This is a genomic window from Pseudoalteromonas sp. McH1-42 (assembly GCF_022347845.1).
Classification (GTDB): Bacteria; Pseudomonadota; Gammaproteobacteria; order Enterobacterales; family Alteromonadaceae; genus Pseudoalteromonas; species Pseudoalteromonas rubra_D.
Genome location: NZ_JAKRFU010000012.1, coordinates 45022 through 69275 on the forward strand (window position 1 = coordinate 45022; position 24254 = coordinate 69275).

General features: G+C 48.3%; 22 protein-coding genes. 11 read left to right on the forward strand and 11 right to left on the reverse strand.

The features are described from left to right. Positions 1-136 precede the first annotated feature (136 nt). From MHN31_RS11860 to MHN31_RS11895, 8 genes are all read left to right on the forward strand, one after another. Entirely contained in the window at positions 137-3142 is a 3006-nt protein-coding gene (locus tag MHN31_RS11860; RefSeq protein ID WP_239444332.1) for a TonB-dependent receptor, read from the forward strand. A 57-nt stretch (positions 3143-3199) separates the two neighbouring features. Continuing rightward, positions 3200-4228, forward strand: a complete 1029-nt coding sequence (locus tag MHN31_RS11865) for a proline racemase family protein (protein ID WP_239444333.1) — start codon at positions 3200-3202, stop codon at positions 4226-4228. Continuing rightward, positions 4225-5301, forward strand: a complete 1077-nt coding sequence (locus MHN31_RS11870; RefSeq protein ID WP_239444334.1) for a Xaa-Pro peptidase family protein — start codon at positions 4225-4227, stop codon at positions 5299-5301. Before MHN31_RS11865 ends, MHN31_RS11870 begins: the two co-directional genes overlap by 4 nt. A 10-nt stretch (positions 5302-5311) precedes the next feature. Further along, entirely contained in the window at positions 5312-6250 is a 939-nt protein-coding gene (locus MHN31_RS11875) for an ornithine cyclodeaminase family protein (RefSeq protein WP_239444335.1), read from the forward strand. Positions 6251-6290: 40 nt separating this feature from the next. Further along, on the forward strand, positions 6291-6500 hold the full coding sequence (locus tag MHN31_RS11880) for a hypothetical protein (protein ID WP_239444336.1): 210 nt from the start codon (positions 6291-6293) through the stop codon (positions 6498-6500). Positions 6501-6586: 86 nt separating this feature from the next. After that, positions 6587-7000 (forward strand): hypothetical protein, encoded by a 414-nt coding sequence (locus MHN31_RS11885; protein ID WP_239444337.1) that lies wholly within the window; start codon positions 6587-6589, stop codon positions 6998-7000. A 154-nt stretch (positions 7001-7154) separates the two neighbouring features. Beyond that, a complete protein-coding gene (locus tag MHN31_RS11890; RefSeq protein WP_239444338.1) occupies positions 7155-8165 on the forward strand; it encodes a substrate-binding domain-containing protein in 1011 nt (336 codons plus the stop codon). 61 nt (positions 8166-8226) lie between these two features. Beyond that, the gene (locus tag MHN31_RS11895) at positions 8227-8991 is read left to right on the forward strand and encodes a transporter substrate-binding domain-containing protein (protein WP_125561842.1); all 765 of its coding nucleotides are present in this window, start codon (positions 8227-8229) and stop codon (positions 8989-8991) included. Here MHN31_RS11895 and MHN31_RS11900 read toward each other — a convergent pair. Then, complete coding sequence (locus MHN31_RS11900; protein ID WP_239444339.1) at positions 8976-9680, reverse strand: hypothetical protein; 705 nt, start codon at positions 9678-9680, stop codon at positions 8976-8978. The genes MHN31_RS11895 and MHN31_RS11900 overlap by 16 nt on opposite strands. A gap of 130 nt (positions 9681-9810) precedes the next feature. Here MHN31_RS11900 and MHN31_RS11905 point away from each other — a divergent pair, with 130 nt between their 5' ends. Both MHN31_RS11905 and MHN31_RS11910 read left to right on the forward strand, forming a co-directional pair. Further along, a complete protein-coding gene (locus tag MHN31_RS11905) occupies positions 9811-11001 on the forward strand; it encodes an AraC family transcriptional regulator (RefSeq protein ID WP_239444340.1) in 1191 nt (396 codons plus the stop codon). A 109-nt stretch (positions 11002-11110) separates the two neighbouring features. Next, positions 11111-11278, forward strand: a complete 168-nt coding sequence (locus tag MHN31_RS11910) for a hypothetical protein (RefSeq protein ID WP_156202156.1) — start codon at positions 11111-11113, stop codon at positions 11276-11278. A 111-nt stretch (positions 11279-11389) separates the two neighbouring features. On the opposite strand, the gene MHN31_RS11915 is transcribed toward MHN31_RS11910, so the two are convergent. Further along, complete coding sequence (locus tag MHN31_RS11915) at positions 11390-12889, reverse strand: alpha/beta hydrolase (protein WP_239444341.1); 1500 nt, start codon at positions 12887-12889, stop codon at positions 11390-11392. Positions 12890-13035: 146 nt separating this feature from the next. Here MHN31_RS11915 and MHN31_RS24390 point away from each other — a divergent pair, with 146 nt between their 5' ends. Next, positions 13036-14565 (forward strand): LytTR family DNA-binding domain-containing protein, encoded by a 1530-nt coding sequence (locus MHN31_RS24390; protein WP_239444342.1) that lies wholly within the window; start codon positions 13036-13038, stop codon positions 14563-14565. A 44-nt stretch (positions 14566-14609) separates the two neighbouring features. Here MHN31_RS24390 and MHN31_RS11925 read toward each other — a convergent pair whose 3' ends face one another. The 9 genes from MHN31_RS11925 to MHN31_RS11965 all read right to left on the reverse strand — a co-directional run bounded on the left by MHN31_RS11925 (position 14610) and on the right by MHN31_RS11965 (position 23988). After that, positions 14610-15506: a TIM44-like domain-containing protein gene (locus tag MHN31_RS11925; RefSeq protein ID WP_239444343.1), complete on the reverse strand. Its 897-nt coding sequence runs from the start codon at positions 15504-15506 to the stop codon at positions 14610-14612. A 291-nt stretch (positions 15507-15797) separates the two neighbouring features. Further along, positions 15798-16529, reverse strand: coding sequence for a DUF3379 family protein (locus MHN31_RS11930; protein WP_138537731.1), 732 nt, complete (start codon positions 16527-16529; stop codon positions 15798-15800). Next, positions 16529-17044 (reverse strand): sigma-70 family RNA polymerase sigma factor, encoded by a 516-nt coding sequence (locus MHN31_RS11935; RefSeq protein WP_010382077.1) that lies wholly within the window; start codon positions 17042-17044, stop codon positions 16529-16531. The genes MHN31_RS11930 and MHN31_RS11935 overlap by 1 nt, the downstream gene beginning before the upstream one ends. A 51-nt stretch (positions 17045-17095) precedes the next feature. Then, positions 17096-18727 (reverse strand): BatD family protein, encoded by a 1632-nt coding sequence (locus MHN31_RS11940; protein WP_239444344.1) that lies wholly within the window; start codon positions 18725-18727, stop codon positions 17096-17098. After that, positions 18721-20655: a VWA domain-containing protein gene (locus MHN31_RS11945; protein WP_239444345.1), complete on the reverse strand. Its 1935-nt coding sequence runs from the start codon at positions 20653-20655 to the stop codon at positions 18721-18723. The genes MHN31_RS11940 and MHN31_RS11945 overlap by 7 nt, the downstream gene beginning before the upstream one ends. Then, positions 20652-21641: a VWA domain-containing protein gene (locus MHN31_RS11950; protein ID WP_138537734.1), complete on the reverse strand. Its 990-nt coding sequence runs from the start codon at positions 21639-21641 to the stop codon at positions 20652-20654. Before MHN31_RS11950 ends, MHN31_RS11945 begins: the two co-directional genes overlap by 4 nt. Further along, the gene (locus MHN31_RS11955; RefSeq protein ID WP_239444346.1) at positions 21634-22062 is read right to left on the reverse strand and encodes a DUF4381 domain-containing protein; all 429 of its coding nucleotides are present in this window, start codon (positions 22060-22062) and stop codon (positions 21634-21636) included. Before MHN31_RS11955 ends, MHN31_RS11950 begins: the two co-directional genes overlap by 8 nt. 6 nt (positions 22063-22068) lie before the next feature. Then, on the reverse strand, positions 22069-23007 hold the full coding sequence (locus tag MHN31_RS11960) for a DUF58 domain-containing protein (RefSeq protein ID WP_239444439.1): 939 nt from the start codon (positions 23005-23007) through the stop codon (positions 22069-22071). Positions 23008-23031: 24 nt separating this feature from the next. Continuing rightward, the gene (locus tag MHN31_RS11965) at positions 23032-23988 is read right to left on the reverse strand and encodes a MoxR family ATPase (RefSeq protein WP_010382063.1); all 957 of its coding nucleotides are present in this window, start codon (positions 23986-23988) and stop codon (positions 23032-23034) included. Between the last annotated feature and the right edge of the window lie 266 nt (positions 23989-24254).

The window sequence follows — 24254 nt, forward strand, 5'->3', positions numbered from 1 at the left end:
TTTGCTTCTGATCGTTACTTTCATTGCTGATAGTACAATAAATGAATAAAAAATATTGTATACAATATAAATTCATTGTAGGGTGAATAGGTCTGATACAGACAAATCATCAATGGGAACTCAACAGGAATTAGAAATGCGTAACAATAAAAAGAATACGCAGGCGATCCGTCATACTCTGGCTGCGAGTGCTATAGCGCTTGCGTTAGGGAGCGCGGTGCCTGTGCTTGCAGCGGACGGAAATAGTCTGGTTAGAGGTAATATTGTCAGTGGGCAGGGCAGTGAGCTTAACGAAGTCGAACTGGTGTTTACACATAAAGCGAAGGGATTGACCTTCAGCACAACAACCAACGCTCAGGGCGAATATATCCTGCGTAACCTGCCTGTTGGTCAGTATCAGGTAACGATTAGCAAAGATGGCTTTGAGTCGGTCATGGAAGAGCTGGTTCAGGTAAACATCGGCCAGTCAGTACTATTGGATGCACAACTTTATCGTGTGGGTGCCACAGATATTGAGCGTATCGCTGTGTCGGGTACCGCCATTCGTCGGGTTGATATGGCTTCATCAACAGCGGGTGTCACTTACACAGATGAAGAAATCAAAGCCATGCCCGTTAATACTGGTTTTGAAAGTATTGCATTGCTGGCTCCTGGCACTGCAGAACCCGGAGGTTCAGACTTTAAAGGTGCATCTAGCTTTGGCGGCTCTTCGTCTGCTGAAAATGGCTATTATTTTAATGGTTTGAATGTCACCAGTATTCGCACAGGTTTGGGGTCTATTCGTTTGCCCTGGGAAGCCATTGCGCAAACTCAAGTTAAAACAGGGGGTGTCAGCCCTGAATTTGGAGGCGCACTCGGTGGGATTGTGAATGCAGTTTCTAAATCCGGTGATAACGATTTCAAATTGGGTGTCGAAATGCGCTATGACCCGAATAGTCTGCGAGATCAGCATGACTCTATTTACCAGAGTAATGGTGTTGTGGGTTATGACACCAATACCCAGCAGTCAGACGAATCCTTTAAGGAAATTCAGGTGTGGACCAGCGGCGCATTGATTGAAGACTCGTTGTTCTTTTATGGATTACTTGCGCCACGCAGAGAAAACCATACCTGGGCAAGACAAACAGTCTACAACGACCGTGATCGAGAAGAAGATCGCTGGTTTGCTAAGTTAGATTGGTTTATCAGTGAAGACCACTCTGTGGGCTTTTCAGCGATGAACAACAAACGGACTTGGGATACCACATCCTATGGATATGACTGGGAAACCAATGTAATAGGAGAGCAACGTGGTGTTGCTGCCCCCGGCGAAGACGGCGGCAAAGTATACAGTCTTAATTACAACGGTTATATCAATGACTTTTTCTCAGTCTCTGCTGTATTGGGTCGGGTATCGGAAAATGTCGAAAATGTAGTGGCATCCACAGAGCCTGGTGTGTGGGATGAGCGCGATGGCTTTGTCACGGTGTCGTCTCATACCGCGAGCAGTGTCACAGAAGAAGAGTTTGTGCGCGACCAGTTTAAACTCGACTTTACCTGGGATCTTGAAATGCACTCTGTGTCATTTGGTCTGGATTACAGCAAGATTACGGTTGACTATTATGAAGGTCAAAATGGCTTAGGTGAGGCACAGGGGTGGTGGACTATCTTAACCGCGTCAGAAGACGATATTTCTGGTGCGCCACAAGGCACGGATTACATTGAGCGCCGGGTGCGCACCAGAGAAGTGGATTCTGATTCAACTGCATTGGCATTCTATGTAAATGATAGCTGGCAGGCGACGGATAATCTGGTACTGAATTTGGGCTTCAGATACAGCGAATTTGAAAACACGGTCTCCGATGGGCGTGCTTTCGTTGATATGAAAGATCAGTTTGCACCCCGGTTGCAGGCTATTTATGACTTACATGGTGATGGTAGCGCAAAAATCTTTGCAACTTATGGTCGTTATTTTCAGCCCGTCTCGGTCAATATGAACGTAACACAGGGGTCTTCTTCCATTGAATGGTTTGAGTATTATGCATTGGACGAAGTGGATGCCAATGGGCAACCTGTACTGGGGGCAGATGGCTCTCCAAGCCGAGGTGCACAGTTGCGTGATCGTTACTGGCGTCAACGCGGTATTACGGAACCCGGATTGATTGCTTCATCAAGCCTAAAGCCCATGTACTCAGATGAATTCACTTTGGGCTACCAGCAAGAAGTGTTCGGCGATATGGCGCTTGGTATTCGTGCAATCTACAGGGATTTGGGACGCAGCGTAGAAGATACTGATGTAGGTCCGGTGCTAGCTAAAAAGTTGGCTGAAATGGGAATTACAGACAATGTTGGGCAAAGTTCCTACTATGTGCTGAATAACCCGGGCGAAGCCATTACCATGAGTTACGACTTTGACGGCGATGGCCAGGTTGATGAAATTAGCCTGAGCGCAGAGGAACTGGCGTTACAACAAGCTAAGCGTAAGTATCTGGCGCTGGAGTTTACGCTTGAAGGTAGCATCACAGATCGTTTGAGGATCAACTCATCTTATACCTGGTCACATAGCTATGGGAACACCGAGGGATTGGTCAAAACCGACAATAACCAGGCGGATCCAGGTTGGACAACGTCTTATGATTATGCCGATTTAATGGATAATGGTTACGGCAATTTGCCTAATGATCACCGCCATGCGTTTAAATTTGCCGGTGCGTATGAACTGACTGACGAGTTGACACTGGGTATGGTTGCTCGTGCCATTTCAGGTCGCCCGACCAATTATTTATCCCTGCATCCCCGAAATGTTGATAGCTGTAAGAACGGCAGCCCCTGGGATGCGTGTGTGAGCCGTGATTACGGTCATGTTAGTCATTATGATGAGAACGGCAACGCGGCGCCGCGAGGCAGCATTGACACCTTACCTTGGTTGACCAACATAGATTTATCCATGACTTACAACACTGAAATTTCAGGTCATGATTTGATGCTCAAAGCCACAGTATACAACCTGCTGAATAACGATGCTGCGTTGGACATCACTGAAACGAGAACACGAAATAGCTCAGTAGAAGGTCAGGAACTGGAGCTCAATCCAGATTATGGTCTGGTGACCCGCCGTCAGGAGGAGCGCTACATTTCCCTGGTTGCTCGTTTTACTTTTTGATCGTTTGTTTCCCTGGTCAGTCGGGCTTCGTGCCCGGCTTTTCTTTATGGAGAAGTGATGAAACTAGATTTTAGACGGTGTCAGATGCCACAACACTGGACACGAGTAACAGCACTGGATATGCACACGGCTGGCGAACCGCTGCGTATTATTACCTCAGGTTTGCCTGAGCCGAAAGGGAATAACATGGTCGACAAACGCTTGTATTGCCTGACGCACTATGAAGACATGCGCAAAATGCTGATGTTTGAGCCACGCGGACATGCAGATATGTATGGTGCGTTGCTGACTGAACCACAGCGTACAGACAGCGCCTTTGGTGTCTTGTTTATGCACAATGAGGGGTATTCCACCATGTGTGGTCATGCGGTGATTGCACTGACTGAGCTGGTAAGAGCCCAGAGCTCAGAGGCAATGGGTGAGCAACAGTTGAAGATGGATACGCCTGCGGGGCAGATCTGCGCGTTTTATTCTGGCGACAAAAAACAGGTGGGATTTTACAACGTCGCGTCTTTCGTTTGTCAGCTGAATGTGCCGGTAACACTGGCCGGAATGCGCACTGTGTACTGTGATATTGCATTTGGTGGTGCTTATTATGCGTATGTCGACGCCGATCAACTCGATCTGGCTCTGAGCCTGCAAAATAGCGAAGAGATCATTTGTCTGGGCAGGAAAATAAAACGCGCATTAGCAGGCAAGGTTCAACTTGAACACCCTGAAGACGTGTCGTTGGGTTTCTTATATGGCGTTGTGTTCTATTCCAATTCACAGGTGAGCGGAGCGCATTGCCATAGCCGTCACGTGTGCATTTTTGCCGATGGTTCGCTGGATCGCAGCCCCACAGGCACAGGTGTAAGCGGCAGAGCCGCATTGCTGGCTGCGCGGGGAGCGCTTGGCAGGGACGAGACTATCCATATTGAAGGGATCCTGGCATCCGGATTTGATGTCAGTATCGATGCGGTTTGTCAGTATGGTGATCGGGATGCGGTGCGACCAAAAGTAACAGGCGAGGCGTATGTCACCGCGGAACATACATTTTGGCTGGATCCCGACGATCCAATTCAACAAGGGTTTATTCTACGATGAATCAGTATCTACAACGACAAACTCAAATACGCAATTTGCTGAAGTCATCTGGGCACCAGGGCATGGTGGTATTCGGCTACGAAAATATCCGTTACTTGTGCGGGTTTAGCGGGCATGCAGCAACGTTGTTGATCAGCCATGAGCAATGCCAGCTGATCACAGATTACCGCTACTATGAGCGTGCGCAGGCTGAAGCGCAGCAGGCCGAAGTCATATTGAGACACAGAGACACTGAAAGCCTGGGTCAGTGCCTGAGTCGCTTATCCGCAGAGCTTAAGGCACTGGCTTTCGATGCTGCACACATTGATGTAGGTCAGTGGCAAGAGATCAGCCGCGCGCTTTCTGGTCGTGTATTAACCCCCTGCACAGGTTTTATTGAGCAATTACGACAAGTGAAAACTGAGCAGGAAATTTCCTGCATTCGTCATGCCGCTCAAATCGCTGATCAGGCACTGGCGGACACCTTGCAACTCGTTAAAGAAGGGATCAGTGAGCGCGAATTGGCCCTTGAGCTGGATTATCGTATGCAAAAATTGGGGTCTGAGGGGGTTTCTTTTGACACTATTCTCTTATTTGGCCCTCGCAGCGCTTTGCCTCATGGCAACCCCTCGACACAGAAGCTTCAACATGGTGATTTGATCCTGATAGATTTTGGGGCTGTTGTTGGCGGCTATCGTTCTGATATGACACGCACGTATGTTTACGGTAAACCAAGCGCGGAGCAACGCAGCATATTTGATACGGTGCAAAGTGCCCAGCAGGCAGCATTGGCTAGAGCATGTGCAGGTGAAGATTGTCAGGTTCTCAATGCGGCTGCGCATGCGGTCATGATGAACAGTGACTTTGCTCAGTATGCAGGAGAAGGGCTGGGACATGGTCTCGGACTTTTTCTGCATGAACAGCCCTTCATCAAACCGGGCGTTGATTACCGCCTGGAACCAGGCAATGTGATCACCATTGAGCCCGGGATTTATATTCCGGACGTTGGTGGCGTACGACTGGAAGAAGATATTGTGATCACGCACTCTGGCTATGAGTTGTTGACGCATGCCCCACAAGATTTTGAGTTATAAAGGAAGCACAATGAAAATGATAGAGCGAGCGCAGGTGCAACAGGCGCTGAGTTTTCCCACTTTGATTGCTGCGCTGCAGCGGGGGTTTGCTAGTACGCATACTATGCCCAGGCGCAGCGTCTTCGAGCTGGACGCTCAGGCCACTAATCATGACGCATTTGCTGTGTTGCCAGCATGGAATGACGCAGTGATAGGTGTTAAGGCTTTTACCTACTTCCCGGGTAATGAAGCACATGGCAAAGCCAGTTTGTATTCAAAAATAATGCTGTTTAGTCGTGAGCATGGTGAACCTTTGGCGCTGGTGGATGGCACTCAGGTGACGTTATGGCGCACGGCTGCTGTTTCTGCACTTGCGGCGTCTTATTTAGCCAGAGAAGACGCGAGGCACCTGGTGATGTTTGGTGCAGGGAATCTGGCTCCTTATATGGTGCGTGCCCATCTGGCGGTGAGAAATTACGAGAAAGTGACGCTGGTTGCCCGTAACCCGGACAAAGGAGCAACTCTGAAAGCGACTCTGACACAGGCCTTTCCTGAGGTTAACTTTGTGCTCGGCCAGAGTAATGCTGGGCTAATAGGTTCAGCAGATGTAATTTGTACTGCGACGGGCTGTCACACTCCGCTGTTTGACGGGCGTTGGTTGAGTCCGGGGACGCATATAGATCTGATTGGTAATCATCATAAAGATGCACGAGAGATTGATACCGCGACATTGCTTGCCAGCCGGGTATTTGTTGACAGTAAAACCAATGTCCTGAACGAGGCCGGGGAGCTGCTTATTCCCATTGAAGAAGGTGTGTTTAGCGCTGAACAAGTAGCAGGAGAGCTTGCCGATATGGCTCGCAAGAACCGTTTTCTGAGGCTTAATGACAGTGAAATTACGCTGTTTAAGTCGGTTGGTACAGCGCTCAGTGATTTACTGGCCGCGAAACTGGTGCTGGAGCTAAGCTGAGGTGTGGAAATTTACAAGGAGGAATAAACAACGTTGTCGTATGTGTCCAATCATTGAGCTGGTGATTGTCAATGATAAACGATTGCTTAATCCGCTGATTTGCCATCAGAGGCATATACTGGTGACCTATCAATACGATGGACAATCAATGAGTGATACCTTGCTGTATGATCCGATTTTGGTTGAACGATTTAAGTCAGGCCAGCCATGTCAGGTGTTGGCTGATGGCCATGGTATTGTCCAGGCTTAACACTTTCAAACACTCTCTCACTGAAAGGTACGCAAAGACTTTATACACTTTACCCGAATAAAATAAACACAGTCAGGGTAAATATTATGAAAAACTGGATAGCATTCTCTTTGGTCGCCGTATTCGCAAGCGGCTGCGCGCATCACAACAATGTCCGTCCTTCAGCGGATGGCAAGCACTATGTGAACTTGACCGCAGAAACCCGAGAGGCTGCGGGCAAGGAAGCGCTTGAACAGGCAAACCATTATTGCGATGAGCAAGAGCGTGGTTACGCCTATATTCAAAATGAGGATATTACTTACATGGGGTCAATGCCTGAGCAGGAATATTTGCAAAAGCGTAACATTGCAACGGCGGTGGAAGCAGCCGGTACGGCGATGTGGATTTTGGGTGAAAATGCCGTTGATGATGTGGGTGCAGCTATGAGCATTGGCGGTGGTATTGCAGAAGATTCAATGGGCGAACCTTATCAAATCACGTTAGCATTCAGCTGCAAGTAACACCATGTCAGAGATAAAAGCGGGTCTTTGATACTCAGATCTTACTCTGATTTATCACCCGCTCAGGAACTGGCTGGAATCCAAAGGTTGTTGTTTTTTAGAGCGATTTGGTTAAACTATTAACAAGTCGTTAGTTACTGCACCAGGCACTGGCATGCTCATCCGGATTGCTCCGTTTTCACTTCTGTTGATTATCTTGTTGTGCTGGCAAGGTCTGGTCTATGCTGCCACCGAAGTGCAGGAGCCTGTCAATATCGCCGTTGTGGGCAAGACTAAAAATGACAGCTTTTATCAGCAATCTCATAAAGGCTGCCAGCGCTTTGCCCGGGACCACCCAAATGTGCATTGCATTTACGATGGTGCGGATGATTATCAGGACGTCAGAACACAAGTGTTGATCGTCAAAGAGCTGATCCGAAAGGGCATTGACGGATTACTTATTTCAACCACGGATTCTCAATTCCTTGTCGATGGCGCACTCAAATTGGCAGCAAAACATGCCATCCCCGTTATCACTTTTGACTCCGATCTGCTTTCGGAGCATGCAGCCTACCGACTCGCATATGTAGGTACCAATAATTTTGACTTCGGTAAAGCGCTGGGTGAAGAAGCAAAGCGTTTTAAAGTCGAACCACAGCAGTATATATGCCTGCAATCAGGACACCAGACGACACCAAACCTGAACCAACGCATTGCGGGGGTACGCTATGCATTGTCCGGTCAAAGCACGAAAAGACTGTCGGGTGAAAATGGGTGGATTGAACACTATCGCTGTCCGTTGTTTACGTTTGGCAGACGGGCTGATGCATTGGATCAGCTTGTCACTATGATGAAATATCCCGACCCCCCTATTTTTCTTGCTGTTGCCGGGTTTGCGCAGTTTAATCCTGATTACATCACTCGCATGGCACAGTTCAAATCTCTTATTGCTGATGGGAAGCGGGTGATTATTTCCGCCGATACTGAAAATAGTCAGCTAAAGGCGCTGCAAAGAGGGTTATCAGTGACGAACATCGGACAAAAACCCTTTGAAATGGGGCGTCTCGGTGCTGAGCTTTTGCATCAATTTATTACGCAGGGCAGGGAACCTGCTCAATCTCACTATTTTTTGGATTTTCATTATTGCAATAAGGGAAATTCGGAAACTTGTACGACCAACCATTGATATTTGCCTTAGTGGTACTAAAATAATCGAATAAACATAACCTTAAAAGCTCGGTAGGTAGATGAAGAAGTCTCTGTTATTGTTGCTGTTGTTGTGCAACAACGCGTTTGCCGGGCCCTTACACTTTGTGTCAATCAATTATTTGATTGAGCAGGAAGTGGGCCGTCTGGTTTTACCCGAAATCTATCAAAAGCTGAATGTGTCAATTGTCATTACACCTTATCCGGGAAAGCGTGCACAGCAGCTGGTACGCAGCGGAAAAAGACATGGTGAAATCATGCGCATTTTTAGCTACGGTAACGAAAACCCTCACACCATCCGTGTTCCTACGCCGTATTATATGTTAGAGACGATGGCATTTATTCGCAATGATGGCAAAGTTAACATCCAAAGTGAACAAGACTTAAGGCAGTACCGAATTGCAAAAGTACGTGGTGTAAAACACACCAATAACATCACAGAGGGGATGCCCCGAGTTGAGGACACTGATACCACCATCCAGGCGCTTAACTTGGTATCTAAGGGGTTGGCCGACGTTGCGCTGACCAATCGTATTGATGGTTTGGTGATGCTGGCGCAGGCGGGGATTGAAAATGTAATACCGCACCAGCGCAGTTTTCGTGAACTCGCGCTCTACCACTATATCCATAAGGATCAGCAACATTGGGTCGAAGAAGTGGATGCCGTATTACGTGGCATGAAGCAAAGCGGTGAACTGGCAGAGTTAATAAGAAAAGCAGAAAACCAGGTTATTACGCAACACTGTCGGCAAAGCACAACGGCCACTGAACTATGCCGACAGCACATGCTTCAGGAGGAAGACTGAGCTGCGCGATTGGCACGCCACTGGCGTATTTTGTTGCCAAAACTGAGCTTTAGGCGCCAGTAAACAATTATAAGCAAAATGACCAGCCCCGGTAGCTCTAACACTCCTGAGTCGACAAAAGACTGTGGTAGCATCTTGGCGGCACCTTGTGACACAAATGAGCCGACCGATATAAACAAGGCAAAGCACATTCTCCATAAATGACGCATCAATCGCGGTGTGGACGCAAGCCCTTGTGCATACACCAAGCGCATGTCGCCAATAAAAGACAATGCGGCGAGTATTGCAAAAAAGTAGTAGTCATAGGCGCTAATGCCATGTTTTATTTCAGCCTGGCTGGTGCCCGCCTGATTGCTGAAATAAACACAAGCAATCACAATCAGCAGGGAGCATACGGGAAATGTGTAGTCAAACCTTCCCTGTGTATTAGGTGCAGATTTGACGGCCAGCCACCCCGACAGAACCAGGTAGGTTGTAAAGGCGCCAGCGATGGCGGTGATGATCATAGGCTGTAGTATTGCGATCATTGTACCGCTGACAGCCATTATCAGCATGGTATAGACAAACCATGTCCCTGCCGAAGCGTGCAGTGACTTTCCTTTTGCTACGGCGATAGCGGTTGCACCGGCGGCAATGGCAACACTCCCAGTGATTATGTGCGCTAGCATGGTGAATGTAATCTGTTCCATCTTATGATCCTGTATATTGCGATGTGGTTGAGTTGCACTTTATACTGACTAGTCAAAGACTGTCGTCCGATACTAAAGGTTAGGACATGAATAATAATTATAAGTATTTAATTCATAGGGTTGAGTGGTTTTGTTTGAGGCTGAATTAGCGTTTGTGTACACCTTTTTACTCGGTGCTGTTGGACTGGCTTTAACTGTGTTAACTGGCAGGGCGAGGCGCTGGCATTGTTATCGGGCGCTGGTACTGTTTCTTTTTTCGCTGTTTGTTATTTTGTCGGGTCCGTTTGTCTTTACACACTATCCGTCAGCCCAATATATCTATATCGCAGCTATCGTTCCTGCCTGGTTGCTGTTGTTTCCTTGCTTTTATTTATATACGCAAGCTTTAACATCACCCGTCCCCTGGCAATTTAATCGCGCTAGTATGTGGCATTTTATCCCTGCCAGCGTTTCATGTGTGCTGTCAGCGAGTCTGATGCAATTGCCTGAATCCGAGTTATTTGCCATTTTCTTTGCAGAGGATAACGTCGAGCTAACGGCTGACGCACGTTTTACAGTCTGGCTGATCATTATCTTGATGCTGTTTTGGCCGGTGCAAAGTTTGCTTTATGTGCTAAAGGCCTGGCGCAAGGTGATGAACTACAGGCGTAAGTTGCAAGCGGTATTTTCAAATACCCAGGAGCGTGAACTGAACTGGTTAGTTGTGGTACTAATACTGATGTTATTTACCTGGTGTTGGCTGGCACTGACACTCTTTCAGGATTTAAGTGCGCAACCCACGTTACTGCGTGAAGGGGGTATAGCAGTCCTGAGCGCTATTAGCATTTGGTTTGTGCTGTTTTGGTCATTACGACAAAAACCAGGTTTTGACAAAATCTATGGTTTCACCGAGCAGCTTGATGTGACAGGCGATGAGCATCGTGTTGTGACTAAGGAGCGTAGCGAAGTTAAATACCAGCACTCAGCGCTGAGCGATGAGCAGTCAAAACGCATTGCACAGAAGATCCATCGCGCGGTGGTGGCTGAGCAACTTTACCTGGATCCCGATCTGACTCTATACAGACTGGCTGAGTCTATCGGAGTATCAGCCAATTATGTGTCTCAAACCCTGAATCAGACCGTGGGACAATCGTTTTTTGACTATATCAATAAGGCACGGATTGACGCAGCGATTAAGCTGCTGCTGGCTGATGATAAGACTGTACTGGACATTGCTATGGCGGTCGGCTTTAACGCGCGCTCGTCTTTTTATAAGGCATTTAAAGCACATACAGGAATGACACCGGGTGAATATAAAAAAACGGCACGTGCCAGCAGGTAGATATTTCAGTGTATAAATTTTGTTGCATTTTGGTTGATTTAATTTGTTGTGTTTCTAGGGTTCAAGGACTAACGTAAATGTGGCGATTAAATAAACAAGGAAACAAAAAATGAAAGTTAAAATAAATAAACTGAAAAACCTTTCTGGCAATAACCGTTTACCTGCTAATCAAACACCTCAGGTGGCAGGTGGTAAGCATATTGAAATTACTAACTACAGACAGTGTGTTGCCAGTGAACCTAACTGGGGTTGTACAGGCGGTGCATGTCGGGATTGATAGCCAGCACTTGTTAGCCTCAGCGCCTTATTGCGACGCTGAGGTGCTGGCTTATTAAAGTAGCTGCATTGAACTGCAGATTAAAATGGCCTTCCAAAAGTAAACTAATGTTTAGCGTTTAATCAGTAAATCCGGTAGCGGCACACTAATCTTTTGTTTTTTCACTGGCTCGCCAGCCAGAAACCGGCGGATGGTTTGCGTGACCTCTGGTGAACGCATAAACAAATTGTGACCTGCGTTTCCTATAATTACCTGCGTAACGCGACTGAAGTGTTTTACAGCCTCTCGCTGGCTTTGCGGGTAAGTGCGCCCATCTAGTGAACCTGAGAGCAATAATGTTGGTACATCAGATACTGGAGGGGCTCTAAATTCATCACCTAAGTCAAGTTTGTCAATCACGCCCTGAAGTTGTGGCATTGGAAAGTTTAGATACGGTCCAAGCAAAGCTGAACTGCTTTGGTGATTCACTTGTTCCAGCCGTTGTTGTGTAATCCCAGATGCGATGTCCATGGCCAATGGCATCAGTCTGAAGCTGATTTGCGCTTCGCTAAAATAACCTCTGTTTGCGATGTGCTGAAGTGGCTCAATGATCCCCATATCCAAAGCCCGGTAAAGTGCCAGCAGGCGTTTCAGGCCTCGATGTGGATCGGCTATCATCCCAGATGCCAGACGCTGCATATGCCAGCGCTGAAACAGAAAATCTGTTTTCTTTCCTTTATTATCAGAGGTCTGCAAGGTTATTGGTGCCGTTTCAAGGCGCTTGTGAACTCTTCGGATCAGCCCGGCAAGATCTGGGTAGAGAGCTTTGGCTTTTGATTGCGTGTTAATAGCACCCTGAACGCGGGCAAAGTAAGCGTCTGTCTGAGCTGGGAGTTTAACTGTCTGATTGAGCCCCTCGACACTGGCGAGGACCAACTTATCCAGATTGTTAGGCATGGTTTTGGTTGCGGCCAATGCCAGGTGAGTACCATAACTGATCCCCCATAAAGTCAGTTTGTCAGCTTTTAGATGACGTCTCAGGTCATTCAGATCTTGGGCACTTTGCTCTGTCGTATAGCCTTTAATGTCAATTCCCTGCTGTTGCCAGAATGTGGCACACTCAAGCGCAGCGCGTTGGTACAAGTGCGCCACTTCCACATCTGTTTGTTGCTTAGCCGAATGAGTGGAAATGCTCGATTGGCATGCTGGTAGAGCATCGGATTTACCGGTACCACGCTGATCCAGTGCAATCACATCCCCAAATTCACGCAGGGCCATAAACAAAGGAAAACGAAAGTTGGCGTATTCAGCCGTTTTGATGCCAGAACCGCCGGGCCCCCCGGCAAGGTAAATAATAGGGCTGCCAGGTGTTTTAGTGGTGGCAGGAAAGCGTACATAATGAATGTGAATATCCCGGCTGCCAGCCCGGTTACGGTTTTCCGGAACGGTGACAAACCCTGAAAAGGCTGCTACTTGTTGGTTGTCCTGGGTCTTGAAAGTAATAGCCTGTTCATTGTCATATGTCAGTAGGGGCAGATCCTGAGCGAAAGCACCTAAGGTCATTATTGTGCTGAGGAATAGCAGTACGGGTATGATGTAGCTGCGAAAGTGCGTGTATCTGAAGTCTTGCATAGTGATATTCTTGTTTGCTAATTGTGCCTCCAGTTAATCTTGTTCCATTCGAATTATCATGCGATATTCTATCAAATGTATTGATTTTAATAGTAATATCGATAAACGGTTGAATTCAACTGGTCAAAGGTCGAGGTGGGGGAAGTGTGCAGTATTGTGATAACCGGCATTTACGAGTCATATTTTGTACGCTGCTATTATTAGCGTCAGCTAATTCGCTAGCACGAGACTGGGCACACATAAATTATCAACAGATACGTGTCTGTCCGGGTGGTGAAGTAATACCAAATTTTGAAGATGATGCGTGCACAACACAGTCGTTTTTTAGTGCTGACCCACAGGGACGGGCTATCTGGATAGAAGCTTCGCTGCATTTGTCTGAACGCTGGCAAGAAGGCGCTGAACCACTAGCATTTTACTTGTTTGCGAAAGCCTCTAGTAAAGTTTATCTCAATGGCAGGCTATTGGGCACTAATGGTCGTGTTTCACTGGATGGTGAACATGAACTTGCCGGGCGTATGGACACCCGCTTTTATGTGCCCCCGGGTTTGATAAGAACCGGTGAAAACCGGGTGGTCATACATTTGTCTTCTCACCAGAGTATCTTGCGCCTATCTTCTCCTTTACACCTGGCAGCACTGGGCAAGTATCAAAACAGCACTGATTACTTTGGCATTGAGCCGCATATGCAACTCAGTGTGCTATGTATCCTGCTTCTTGGTGGACTTTATTTACTGATGCTGAGGTTAAGCCCTTTGCGGGCTAAGATCCCTTCCGGGTTGATTTGGTTGATTGGTATCGCAGTTGTTCAGCTAGCTGCTGAACAACTACGTGGCTGGTTCAGTTACCCGTATCCTTTGCATGATGTCAGATTAGTGCTGATCTTAGTTTGTGCCATGACCTTTGGCTTTGGACTACTGGTTTATTTACTGCGCCTGTGTCAGTTCGATACCAAAGTCAAGCTGAGTGTTCTGGCACCCGTTATAGGCCTTACCTCGATGTTGGTATTTTTTAGTCCCGGGTTTGATCTAAAAACGACGCTGGCGGTGAGCATCCCTGCGCTTGCCGGAGTGGGGGTTGCGTGCTGGTATTATTATCGGCATCGTACCGGCAAAGCCTTACTATTTGCTGCTACCTTGGGTGTTTTTGTTATGGCAGCAATGCTGAGTCTGCAGTCGTTTCACAGTCTGCTTTTCTACGTTATGGTAACCCTGTTACTGGGTATGTTATTGGGGATGCATATTCGCCAACTGGGTGAACTTCAGATACAGACCATGGCTGATCAGCAGGCCATTGCCAAGTTGCAGGTTAAACTTTCCCAACTGAACAAAACGGGCACGCAGCAGTATCTCACGCTGACTTTTGGTAGTGCGGCTGAACGTATTGATGTCGGACAGATATTATGGTGCCGTGCTGCGGGCGATTATGTTGAGTTACACCTGGACGGAGGCAAAGAGCGCTTATATTCGGGAACACTGAAAAGCCTGATTGATAAACTCCCTGGCACATTCATGCAGGTCCACAGATCTTACCTGGTTGATTTGGATAAGGTCAGACGAGTTGCGCTAAATAAGGATAAAACGGAATCTGGCTATGCGTTTCTTTATCTTAGTGACGGTAATCGCGTGCCCGTCAGTCGGCGTTTGCTAGGTCAGGTGAGGGGAACTATTGAGTGAAATACAGTGTGCTACCAGGCGGTGCTGGTAGCACAGGTGTCGAACTAGTCGATTAAATCTTCTACGCCGACGATAACCCAAGGCGCATCGCCTTGTGTCTTTCTTTCCAGGTGCCAAACTTCGTGAATTGGCTCTTCCTGCTTATCGCCAAGGTCACGATATTTACCTTTGAACATGACACTTACTTCCCAGGCGACCGGTGTGGTTTCCGCACGTACCAACTGAGCATCAACAAACATCACTTCGGTTGCTACCTCACCGTGTTGTGCACGGTCCTGTTTAAACTCTTCGACCAGCTCCGGGCTCAGGTATTCGGCCAGGGTCGCAAAGTCACTCTGGTTCCAGGCATTCTGAACTGTGTGATAGTGATCACGTGCGCCTTGCAAGAAGCCATTTACATCAAAATCTGCAGGCAGGTTAAAGGGTACCTGTTCCTGCTGTTGACCAAATCCACCGCTCAATGGGGCCGACTGTGGTTGCTGACGAAATTGTGGCTGCTGGTTTTGCGGTTGCCCACCATTGTTTTGGCCAAAGTTGCCACCACCAAAGTTACCACCTTGCGGCATACCCGCCATATGGGGTTGTTGGCGTTTGGTCATAAAGGATTTGATCACCTTGAACAACACAAAAGCCAGGATGGCAAACAAGATCATTTCCATAAACTGGAAGCCTTCAAAGTCATCGCCCATCATGGCCGCGATCAGGCCTCCGGCAAGTAAGCCACCCAGTACGCCTGCCATGATGCCTTTTTTATTGGACTTAGGTTTAGCGGTATTAGGTGCCAGAGTCTTAGTATCGACTTGTTTTTTTTGTGCTGTGGTGCTGGTTGCGTGGGTTTTACCCGCACTTTTCTTGCTGCCGAACTTTTTCCGTGCTTCTGCACTGAAGCTGGTAGATACCAGAACGGCGATGAGTGTCATTAAAACAACAAACTGTTTCATGGTGTTCCTCTGAGTTTTAGTTCTGAACGCATTGTAGTTAATCAATGCGGTGAAGCGAAGCGATTTCAAGCGCCTACCCCAGTAACACGGCTTTATAAAATAGGTAAGTATATGAAATTTAGCGTTTTTTTGTGATTTTCGATTAGCGTCGAAATATTCTTGCTAACTGTTCGAAAATATCTGTTATAACTGTATTTATTATCAGCTATTTGTTCTCAAAACTTGGGGAAATGATAAAGCCTCAGCACCCATAACCTGCCTGGGGCTGAGGTATTTATCTGCAAGTGGCGCTTACAACCAACGCAGTGATTCTGTCACGGCGGTTTGATACTGCTCCAGTGGGGTATCGAGATTTGCCACTAAAATGGTATCAGCGCGATCTCCGGGTTTGATGCTGCCGCTGAAGCGTTCATCAGCAAAACGTTCATTGCTACTCTTGGCATCATCGCTATCGGTTGGCACGATAAAAACAGTAACCGGTCCATGATCTGACTGGAAGATCAGGTGCAAGCTGCGTTGTCCTTTAAAATTACAAAATGTCGCGTAGGTCACTTTGCCAGGCATAGCTTCAAGCTTGCCACCAAACATTGCCAGTTTCTCGTTAACTTCCTGAAGTTGCACCTCGCGTGTTAATGCGAGCGCTTCAGCTTCGTAATAGACGTGCTGCAAGGCATGTTCGCCAGCGTGTAATGGTGCATGGACTGACGTGGCGAAGTACAAGGATACTGCCAGTAAAGCCGAGGCCGCGGTGGCAAGCGGCGCCTTGAAGCGTCGGTACCAGGCTAATTGTTTGACTTCGGCGGTTTGCTGCATCGTGGTATCAGTATCTGCCTGCTGTTTTGCCAGAATCTTCTGAGCTAAATCATCAGGCACAGAAATATCTAACGCACTATGCAGCGTCGCATCAAAATCTTGCATCTCTTTGACGAGACGCTGTTTGGCCGGATCGGTGTCTGCCTGAGCAACTACATCCTTATCATTGGGATCGGCAAACAAGCGGCGGCGAAATTCGAGTTCATCCATCAGTTTGATGCCCCTTTTGCTGTTTCGGTCACTTGTGTTAAAGCCTCTTTCAATTGGTTTCTGGCACGATATAGCCTGGTCATCACCGTATTCTTGTTGAGTTCCAGGATCTGTGCGATTTCTTCGCCGGAGCAGCCCATCACGACTTGTAATAGCAGTGGTTCACGGTACTCAGATGACAACAAGCTGATCTGTTTTTGGATCATCATTTGCTCAGTCTGTGAGTCGGGTGATGCACTGCTGGTATCAATCAGAGTGTCCTGCTCAACGTCGGCGTAATCAAATTGTTTGCGTTCAAAACGGCGCGCATTCTCACGCCGCAATATGGTTAATAACCAGGATTTGGCGGCGCTATCGTCCTGCAAAGCGTCAAGTGAACGCCAGGCGCGCAAAAAGGTTTCCTGTACCAAATCCTCAGCAATGGTCGGGTCCTGGCACAACCAATAAGCAAAGCGATAAAGCTCCTTGTTGTAGACCTGGACCAGACTTTCGTAACGTTTTTGTTTTGTGGTCATGCTAATAAGACCTTGTCTCTAGCAAAGTTATTTCATCAAACCGAAGAAAAATTAATATAACGGTTCAAGATGCTGTTTTTTAGAGTTTTTAATCTGCTTATGTTGTGCCGCTAAAAGGCGATACAGCAACACCAGATCAACATTCTCCTGCTTGGCACTATAGAGCGCGCCTTGCAACTTTGCAATTTCGTTTTGCAACTCCTGGCTAAGTTGGTGACGCCAGGTATGAAGTTGCACATGGCCTTGAGCATGGGCAAGGGCTTTTAGCCCTTGATAGCAGGCGGCTAAATCAGCAGCTTTAACGGCACGCTTGATCTGCTGCATTGCTTGTGTTTCGTCCGCTGTTACTGGTGTCTGTTCGGGTGCCTTGACCTTGACTGGTTTTGACTGGCGAGTTAGAAACCAAATCACTAAGGTGACGAGCCACAATAGATAGCCCGACGTAAGCAGTGCCCAGTCAAGCCAGGTTTTTTCTGCATTATGGACGACAATCGGCGGCTCGGAGTTGGTATCTGCTTGCCTGGGGGCTTCGATAACGGGTGCCGGTGCAACGGATACCTGGTTTGGATCGGCCTTTACCTCAATAGTGCGAGATGGCAAGGTTGCATATTGCACTTTGTTAATGACGGTATTAAACCAGGGCACTTTGATCTCAGGCAGAGTGTACGTCCCCGGCGTTTGAGGAAGCAGGGCATAGGAGGCGATCAATTGAGAGATCACCCGACCATCACGTGTCATTTGTTTGCGATCAGTTTCATCTGGATAAGTTCTGAAACCATCTACATCAGGCACCTCTATGTCAGGTAGTTGTTCTTTAGTTACACCGAGTGCTGTGAGTGTCAGAGTACGTGTGATTGGTGTGCCAACCACAACGGCTTGATCGCTTGGCTGCCATTCTTCGCTGAGGTTGACCAGTTCGCTGGGTAGCCAGGTGCCTGAGTAGGTGTCGGGGATTGGCTTGACCTCTACCTCAATGCTGTCACCCATCGCCGATACAGCCAGGCGACGGTAGCCCTCGCGTATTTGGCCATTAAAGATGGGCGGCTCAAGTGTAAAGGTACCGCTTTTTTGTGGTTGGACCAGATATTCTCGAGTCACTACCATATAACGACGACCATTGACGATTTCATAGTCTTCACTTTGTTTGCCCAGCTGGGCAATTTGTGCCTCTTGCATTTGTGGCGCACTGAGCTGACCATCAAGCAGATCCTGACCGATATAGAGTTTAACGGTATACAGGGCAGCTTGCTGCACATGTAAAGTGTCTGGTTTGAGGGCTGTTTTAATAAAGAGGTTTTGCTGCGCTTCGCCATCTTGTTCGCGGGCAAGCACTTTGAGTTTGATAGGACGGGACTGTTGGCCTGCTACCTCAAAGCTGGGAATGGTAAATTCGCCTGCTTTGCGCGACAACAGTTGCATTTGCCAACTGGTCGTGCTGCTCATGCTGCCATTGATGATGCTGGTTCTGGAGCTGGTGCTGATTGGGCTGGTGACAAACTGACCACTCAGCGCACTGGTGTCGGGGATCTGGCCCGAGACCTTGCCGTTGGCTTCTATGGTCAATGTAAAGTATTCACCGACCAACACCGGGTTTTTATCTACACTGGCGCTGAGTTGGTCTACGGCCCAGGCAGGCATCATTGTAATAAGTAAGATCACGGATCCCAGTAATCGCGTTACCATGATTTTTCGACTCCTCGCGGGTGACGCTGGCGCACCCGTTGTTGTGATTCCAATAACATTTTGTTGCGTAGCAAGATGGCCGGATCGTCCGGTACTTTACGAAGTAACTGATCGAGTTGCTGCGCTTTTTCTTTCTCTTGTGGTGTCAGTGGGCGACTTTGCATCAGTTGCTGTGCGCGCTCCGACTGCTCCTCACCGTCAGCAGCCTGTTGCTGAGCTTGTTGTGCAGACTGAGCGGACTGCTCTGCCTGTTCTTGTTGCTCATTTTGTGCAGCAGATTGCGCCAGCTCAGGCGCATTGTCGTTGTCTGATTGTCCAGCGCGATCTGAGTCCGAACTTTGCTGCTCTTGCGCGTCACTGTCAGATTGCTCGCCATTTTGCTGCTCCCCTTGCTGGTTACTTTCTTGTTGTTCACCACCTTGTTGCTGCTGCCCGCTTTCCTGCTGCTGGTCGCTTTGTTGATCATTACCTTGCTGCTGACCATCTTGCTGTTGCTCACCATCTTGTTGCTGATCTTGTTGATCGCCAGATTGATTCTGGTTGTCAGACTGATCGCCATTTTGCTGTTGTGACTCTTGTTGCTGGGCTTTTAGATCTTCAACAAGCTGCTTATTATCTTGTGCTTGTGTGAAATCAGGGTCCAGCTGCAAAGCCTGTTCATAGGCTGCAATGGCCTCGTCCAGTTGCCCTGATTTAGCCAACGCATTGCCATAGTTGTACAGGCCAATGGCTGAAGTCGCGTGTTTAAGTTGTTCCGCTGCCTGCGCGTACTCACCGGCCTTGTACAAAGCGGTGCCTTTTAAAACGGGATCCTGAGCACTTTGCGCTTGTTCGAAGTCACCTTGTTGGTATGACTCCAGTGCTTGTTGGTCCTGATTTTTAAACCAGTTACTCCAGTCTGCACTATATCCGACTTGCGGCTGTATCAGTGCCACGACTAAAATTGCCAGCGTAAGTGGCTGAGAGCGCATTAACCACAGCGCCAGCGGCACTATGATAAATAGCAGGTATTTACCGGCATCCAAATGCCAAAGGGCCTCACCAGGTTGCTCATTGCTGTCTAAGTCCGTAACTTTATTAGGGGCAAATGTTTTGATGTCGCTGTCGCTGTGTGTGTAAGTGGCATAGCGGCCTCCCTGACGTGAGGCGAGGGCTGAAAGGCGCTCAGGGTCGAGTTTAGGGACTACAATTTGCCCGTAGCGATCTTTCAAAAAGCCACCCTCAGGCAGGCCAATTGGTGCACCTTCTAAGGTGCCAATACCATACACATGCAGCGTATAATTTGTGCCATTAAATAAATCTGAAATATCCGCCAGTTCGTCTTGCTCTACCTCATCGCTGATCAGGATAATTTCACCGTCTGCGTAACCTGCCTGATCAAGTAAGATCTTGGCCTGATCCAGGCCTGCCAGCACGTTAGCGCCTTTGCTGGGCATGATTTCAGGACTCAGGCTGGGCACCAGGTTTTCTAGTGTTTTAATATCATCCGTTAATGGCGACACCACAAAGGCATCTCCAGCATAGGCAACCAGTGCAGTATCACCTTCGGTAAATTGACCAATCATATCCAGGGTTTTGAAACGAGCCTGGGTCAGTCGGTTAGGCTGAATATCTGTGGCATACATTGAGTACGACATATCCATGACCAGTACCCGGGCTTGTTTGCTTTTAAAAACGGGTACCGTGTGCTTTTCAAAGCTGGGTCCTGCTGCGGCCAAAATACTGAGTAACAGCAACAGGCTGACCAGCCAGGGTGTACTACTGCCTTGCTTTCGGGGACCATCTTCCAATACGAACTGGGCAAGATGTGGGGCGATCAATTGGCCGTCGTTACTACGATGACGTTTAATCCACTGTATGCCTGTCAGCAGTAGCCAGGGAAGGAGCAACCACAACAAAGCGGGGCGAATAAAAATAAACTCGGTCATAGTGGCTTCACTCGCAATTGTCTGATGGCTTTACTGAGTAACGTCAGGCTCCATAACGCCAGCGCTATCAGTAAGGGGACATAAAAGAGCGACAGTCTGGGTCTGAAGGTTTGGTTTTCATCGGCTATCGGCTCAAGCTTATCGAGCTCCGCATAGATCTGCTGTAGCCCTTTCACATCTTTAGCCCGGAAATACGCACCACCGGTTTCAGAGGCGATGTGTTTGAGGGTATTCTCATCTATGCTGCTGCCAGTCATACCGCCCATGCCAAACAAGCTAAACCCACCCTGACCATCCGAACCGACACCGACGGTATAGATTTTAATGCCTTCTTCGCGGGCGAGGATCAGCGCTTCTTCTGGTTTCAGATTACCGGCAGTATTCTGGCCATCGGTGAGCAAGATTAAAATACGGCTGCTTTGCTCTTTTTGGTTGAAGCGCTTGACCGATAACCCGATTGCGTCACCAATGGCGGTTGCGCGTCCAACCAGACCTATCTGTGCTTCGAGTAACATCTGGCTGACGGTTTGTAAATCCCGAGTCAAAGGGGTTTGTAAAAAGGCGGTATCGCCAAATAAGATCAGGCCCAGTCGATCTCCCTGACGTTCAACGATGAAGTCAGATAAAACCGCTTTTACCACCGACAGGCGGTCGACATATTTGCCCTGGTAAGCCATATCTTGTTCTGTCATCGAGCCTGACAAGTCAACGGCCAGCATAATATCGCGTCCTTCGTTGGGTAAGGTGATTGGGTCATCAAGCCAGCTGGGGCCGCTCAGTGCCACAACCAGGCATAACCAGATCAATGCTTCTAGCACATTAACGCTGCGTTTCGGGCGAGCCATATTTTGTCCGGAGCCGCTTTGTTGCTGATAGCCAGGCATTCGTAAGCGGATCTGAGTTTGTGCAGTGGCTGGCTTAAGGCGTGCAATCAGCCAGGGCAGGGGAAGCAAGAGCAGCGCCAGTGGCCAGTCAAGTTCAAACATTGACGGCCTCCTTGGTTTTAAAGGTTTTAATTGCCGACATCAGCTTAGTGCACGCCAGCGTCGGGTTACTGCTATATAACGAATTGAGGTCCTGCTGGTCGAACTGCTGGCCTGTGAGTTTGTTGAGCAACTTCAGCCACTGTGCTGTAGGCTGAGCTGCGTGCTCATTGCCATAATAGTGCCGGGCCAGACGTTTGAGTATGCCATGTAATGCCAGTGCATCCTGGGCATATTGTTCACTCAGCTGAATGGCTTCGCGTTTGGCTGCATTATGCTGCCATTTTTTGACAGCCAGCCAGATACTGACGCTCACTATCAATATGACTGCAATGATCACCGCCCAGCTGACAGGGGTAAGCGGCCACCAGTCAACCTGCTCGGGTGGGATCACATCATGAAGCGCGTCTAAGGGGTTCTGCATCATCATTTACCTGGAGATCTGGGTTTCAATTGGCGCTGAGGCACAAAACGTTTGCATGGTCATTCCGGCACGCTGCAAGCGTGCCAGTCTGTTCTGAAAAGCTTGCTCAGCTTGCTCGGCAAACTGGGTTCTGAATTGCTTATCCGCTAACGGTAAAGTCCAACTGCCAGACGCGGAGCTGACTTCTACCGCATCCTTATAAGCCGGTAAGGTGTGCTCAAACGGGTCGCTGATCTGGCAGCCAATCAGTTCACAATGCCTGCTAAGGTGCTCAAGCTGCTTAAAACTGGCTTCATTGAGCTGGCTAAAATCTGAGATCAAATAGATAAGACTGCCGGGCTTGGCCAGGTGTGACAAACGTTTCAGATTATTGTCAAAGCTTGAGGCCTGGTTTTCACCGCGCTGAGCAAGGCTTTGTGCATGGATATCACATAGTTGGTGACAAAATGCCAGCACTCCTTTGTCACGTGCGGTGGGTTTAAGTTCATGGTGACCGTGTTCGCTGAACACGACGCCACCGAGTCGATCACCTCGGGCGCACGCAGACCAGGCAACCAGGGCACTCAGGTGGGCAGCCTGAACAGACTTAAGCAACAAGCGACTGCCGAACAGCAACGGGCTGGACAGATCGCAAAAAATAAACACCGGACGCTCCTTTTCTTCCTGATAGAGCTTGGTATGCGCTTCTCCGGTGCGCGCAGTCACTCGCCAGTCTATGGCACGGATATCATCCCCGTACTGATACTGACGTACTTCTGCAAACTCCATTCCCCGGCCTTTATGCGGGGCCAGGTATTGCCCGGCCTGATCGCTGCGAATAGCGCGTTTGGGCTTGAGGTCCAGCAGGCGTGCCTTACTTTTATAGTACAACAGCTCTTTGAGTGTCAGCTCAACACCATTGCTGTGGCTTTGTGTCAGCCAACTAGTGTGATCAACGGATTGCATAGCATGCTTCATAATCGCAACCACTTACGGAACGGGTACCAGTTCCAGAATACGGCTGATCACCTGATCTTTACTGATCCCATCTGCCTGTGCTTCATAGCTCAGAATGATACGGTGACGCAGCACGTTATGCAGAACAGCCTGAATATCATCTGGTGTGACAAAGTCTTGTCCTTGCAACCAGGCATGAGCGCGAGCACATTTATCCAAAGCAATGGTCGCTCGTGGGCTGGCACCATATTCAATCCAGGCGCCCAGCTGCGGGTCCAACTTGGCGGCTTCACGCGTGGCGATGATTAATTGCACCAGATATTGTTCAAGCGGCTCAGCCAGATGCAGTGAAAGTACTTTTTTACGTGCTTCAAACAAGGTTTGTTGTGAAATAGGCGTGAACTGCACGCTTTGTTCTGATAGCGCTTCGCCACGGGTTAGGCGCAGTATCTCCAGCTCAGTGCTGGCTTGCGGGTAATCAATATTGAGATGCAACAGGAAACGGTCAAGTTGCGCTTCTGGTAGCGGGTAGGTCCCTTCCTGTTCCAGCGGGTTTTGTGTTGCCATTACCATGAAGAGCTCGGGCAGTGGATAGGTTGTTTTGCCTACCGTGATCTGCCGCTCCGCCATGGCTTCGAGCAGCGCAGACTGCACTTTAGCCGGCGCACGGTTAATTTCGTCCGCGAGGATCAGGTGGTGAAACAGGGGGCCTTTTTCAAACACAAACTCGCTGGTTTGCTGGCGATAGATGTCGGTACCGGTAATATCGGCAGGCAACAAGTCCGGGGTAAACTGAACGCGCTGAAAGCTTCCTTCAATGCCCTTTGCCAGGGCGTTTACGGCACGGGTTTTAGCCAGTCCCGGCGGGCCTTCAACCAGTAAGTGGCCATCTGCCAGTAAGGCGATTAATAGCGCTTCTGTCAGTGCGCTCTGACCTAAGATTTGCGAGTCGAGGTAGTTTTTCAGTTCACTAAATGCGTTTACTGCCATGGTGCTTTGTCCTTGTTGTGACAAATTTTTTGCTTATTTATAAGGATTGAGGCGCAAAACTCAAGGTTTTGCGGGCGTTTTTTTGTAACTTGATTAGACACTGAATTGGGTAAAAGTTCATAAATCTTCATTTATTTTTCAGTGACTTTTTGAATTGAACAAAAATCAGACTAGATTTAAAAGCGGCAATTGGATAGGCCCTGTGAGTCGTGCTTGAATTACAAGATTTTCTAATTAGCTATTGGCATTAAGGATTCGGTTGTTTA

Bases quoted from the DNA above. Each gene is read 5' to 3' on its own strand.
- MHN31_RS11860 (WP_239444332.1), top strand. From the start codon at position 137: ATGCGTAACAATAAAAAGAATACGCAGGCGATCCGTCATACTCTGGCT.
- MHN31_RS11865 (WP_239444333.1), top strand. From the start codon at position 3,200: ATGAAACTAGATTTTAGACGGTGTCAGATGCCACAACACTGGACACGA.
- MHN31_RS11870 (WP_239444334.1), top strand. From the start codon at position 4,225: ATGAATCAGTATCTACAACGACAAACTCAAATACGCAATTTGCTGAAG.
- MHN31_RS11875 (WP_239444335.1), top strand. From the start codon at position 5,312: ATGAAAATGATAGAGCGAGCGCAGGTGCAACAGGCGCTGAGTTTTCCC.
- MHN31_RS11880 (WP_239444336.1), top strand. From the start codon at position 6,291: ATGTGTCCAATCATTGAGCTGGTGATTGTCAATGATAAACGATTGCTT.
- MHN31_RS11885 (WP_239444337.1), top strand. From the start codon at position 6,587: ATGAAAAACTGGATAGCATTCTCTTTGGTCGCCGTATTCGCAAGCGGC.
- MHN31_RS11890 (WP_239444338.1), top strand. From the start codon at position 7,155: ATGCTCATCCGGATTGCTCCGTTTTCACTTCTGTTGATTATCTTGTTG.
- MHN31_RS11895 (WP_125561842.1), top strand. From the start codon at position 8,227: ATGAAGAAGTCTCTGTTATTGTTGCTGTTGTTGTGCAACAACGCGTTT.
- MHN31_RS11900 (WP_239444339.1), bottom strand. From the start codon at position 9,680: ATGGAACAGATTACATTCACCATGCTAGCGCACATAATCACTGGGAGT.
- MHN31_RS11910 (WP_156202156.1), top strand. From the start codon at position 11,111: ATGAAAGTTAAAATAAATAAACTGAAAAACCTTTCTGGCAATAACCGT.
- MHN31_RS11915 (WP_239444341.1), bottom strand. From the start codon at position 12,889: ATGCAAGACTTCAGATACACGCACTTTCGCAGCTACATCATACCCGTA.
- MHN31_RS11925 (WP_239444343.1), bottom strand. From the start codon at position 15,506: ATGAAACAGTTTGTTGTTTTAATGACACTCATCGCCGTTCTGGTATCT.
- MHN31_RS11930 (WP_138537731.1), bottom strand. From the start codon at position 16,529: ATGGATGAACTCGAATTTCGCCGCCGCTTGTTTGCCGATCCCAATGAT.
- MHN31_RS11935 (WP_010382077.1), bottom strand. From the start codon at position 17,044: ATGACCACAAAACAAAAACGTTACGAAAGTCTGGTCCAGGTCTACAAC.
- MHN31_RS11940 (WP_239444344.1), bottom strand. From the start codon at position 18,727: ATGGTAACGCGATTACTGGGATCCGTGATCTTACTTATTACAATGATG.
- MHN31_RS11945 (WP_239444345.1), bottom strand. From the start codon at position 20,655: ATGACCGAGTTTATTTTTATTCGCCCCGCTTTGTTGTGGTTGCTCCTT.
- MHN31_RS11950 (WP_138537734.1), bottom strand. From the start codon at position 21,641: ATGTTTGAACTTGACTGGCCACTGGCGCTGCTCTTGCTTCCCCTGCCC.
- MHN31_RS11955 (WP_239444346.1), bottom strand. From the start codon at position 22,062: ATGCAGAACCCCTTAGACGCGCTTCATGATGTGATCCCACCCGAGCAG.
- MHN31_RS11960 (WP_239444439.1), bottom strand. From the start codon at position 23,007: ATGCAATCCGTTGATCACACTAGTTGGCTGACACAAAGCCACAGCAAT.
- MHN31_RS11965 (WP_010382063.1), bottom strand. From the start codon at position 23,988: ATGGCAGTAAACGCATTTAGTGAACTGAAAAACTACCTCGACTCGCAA.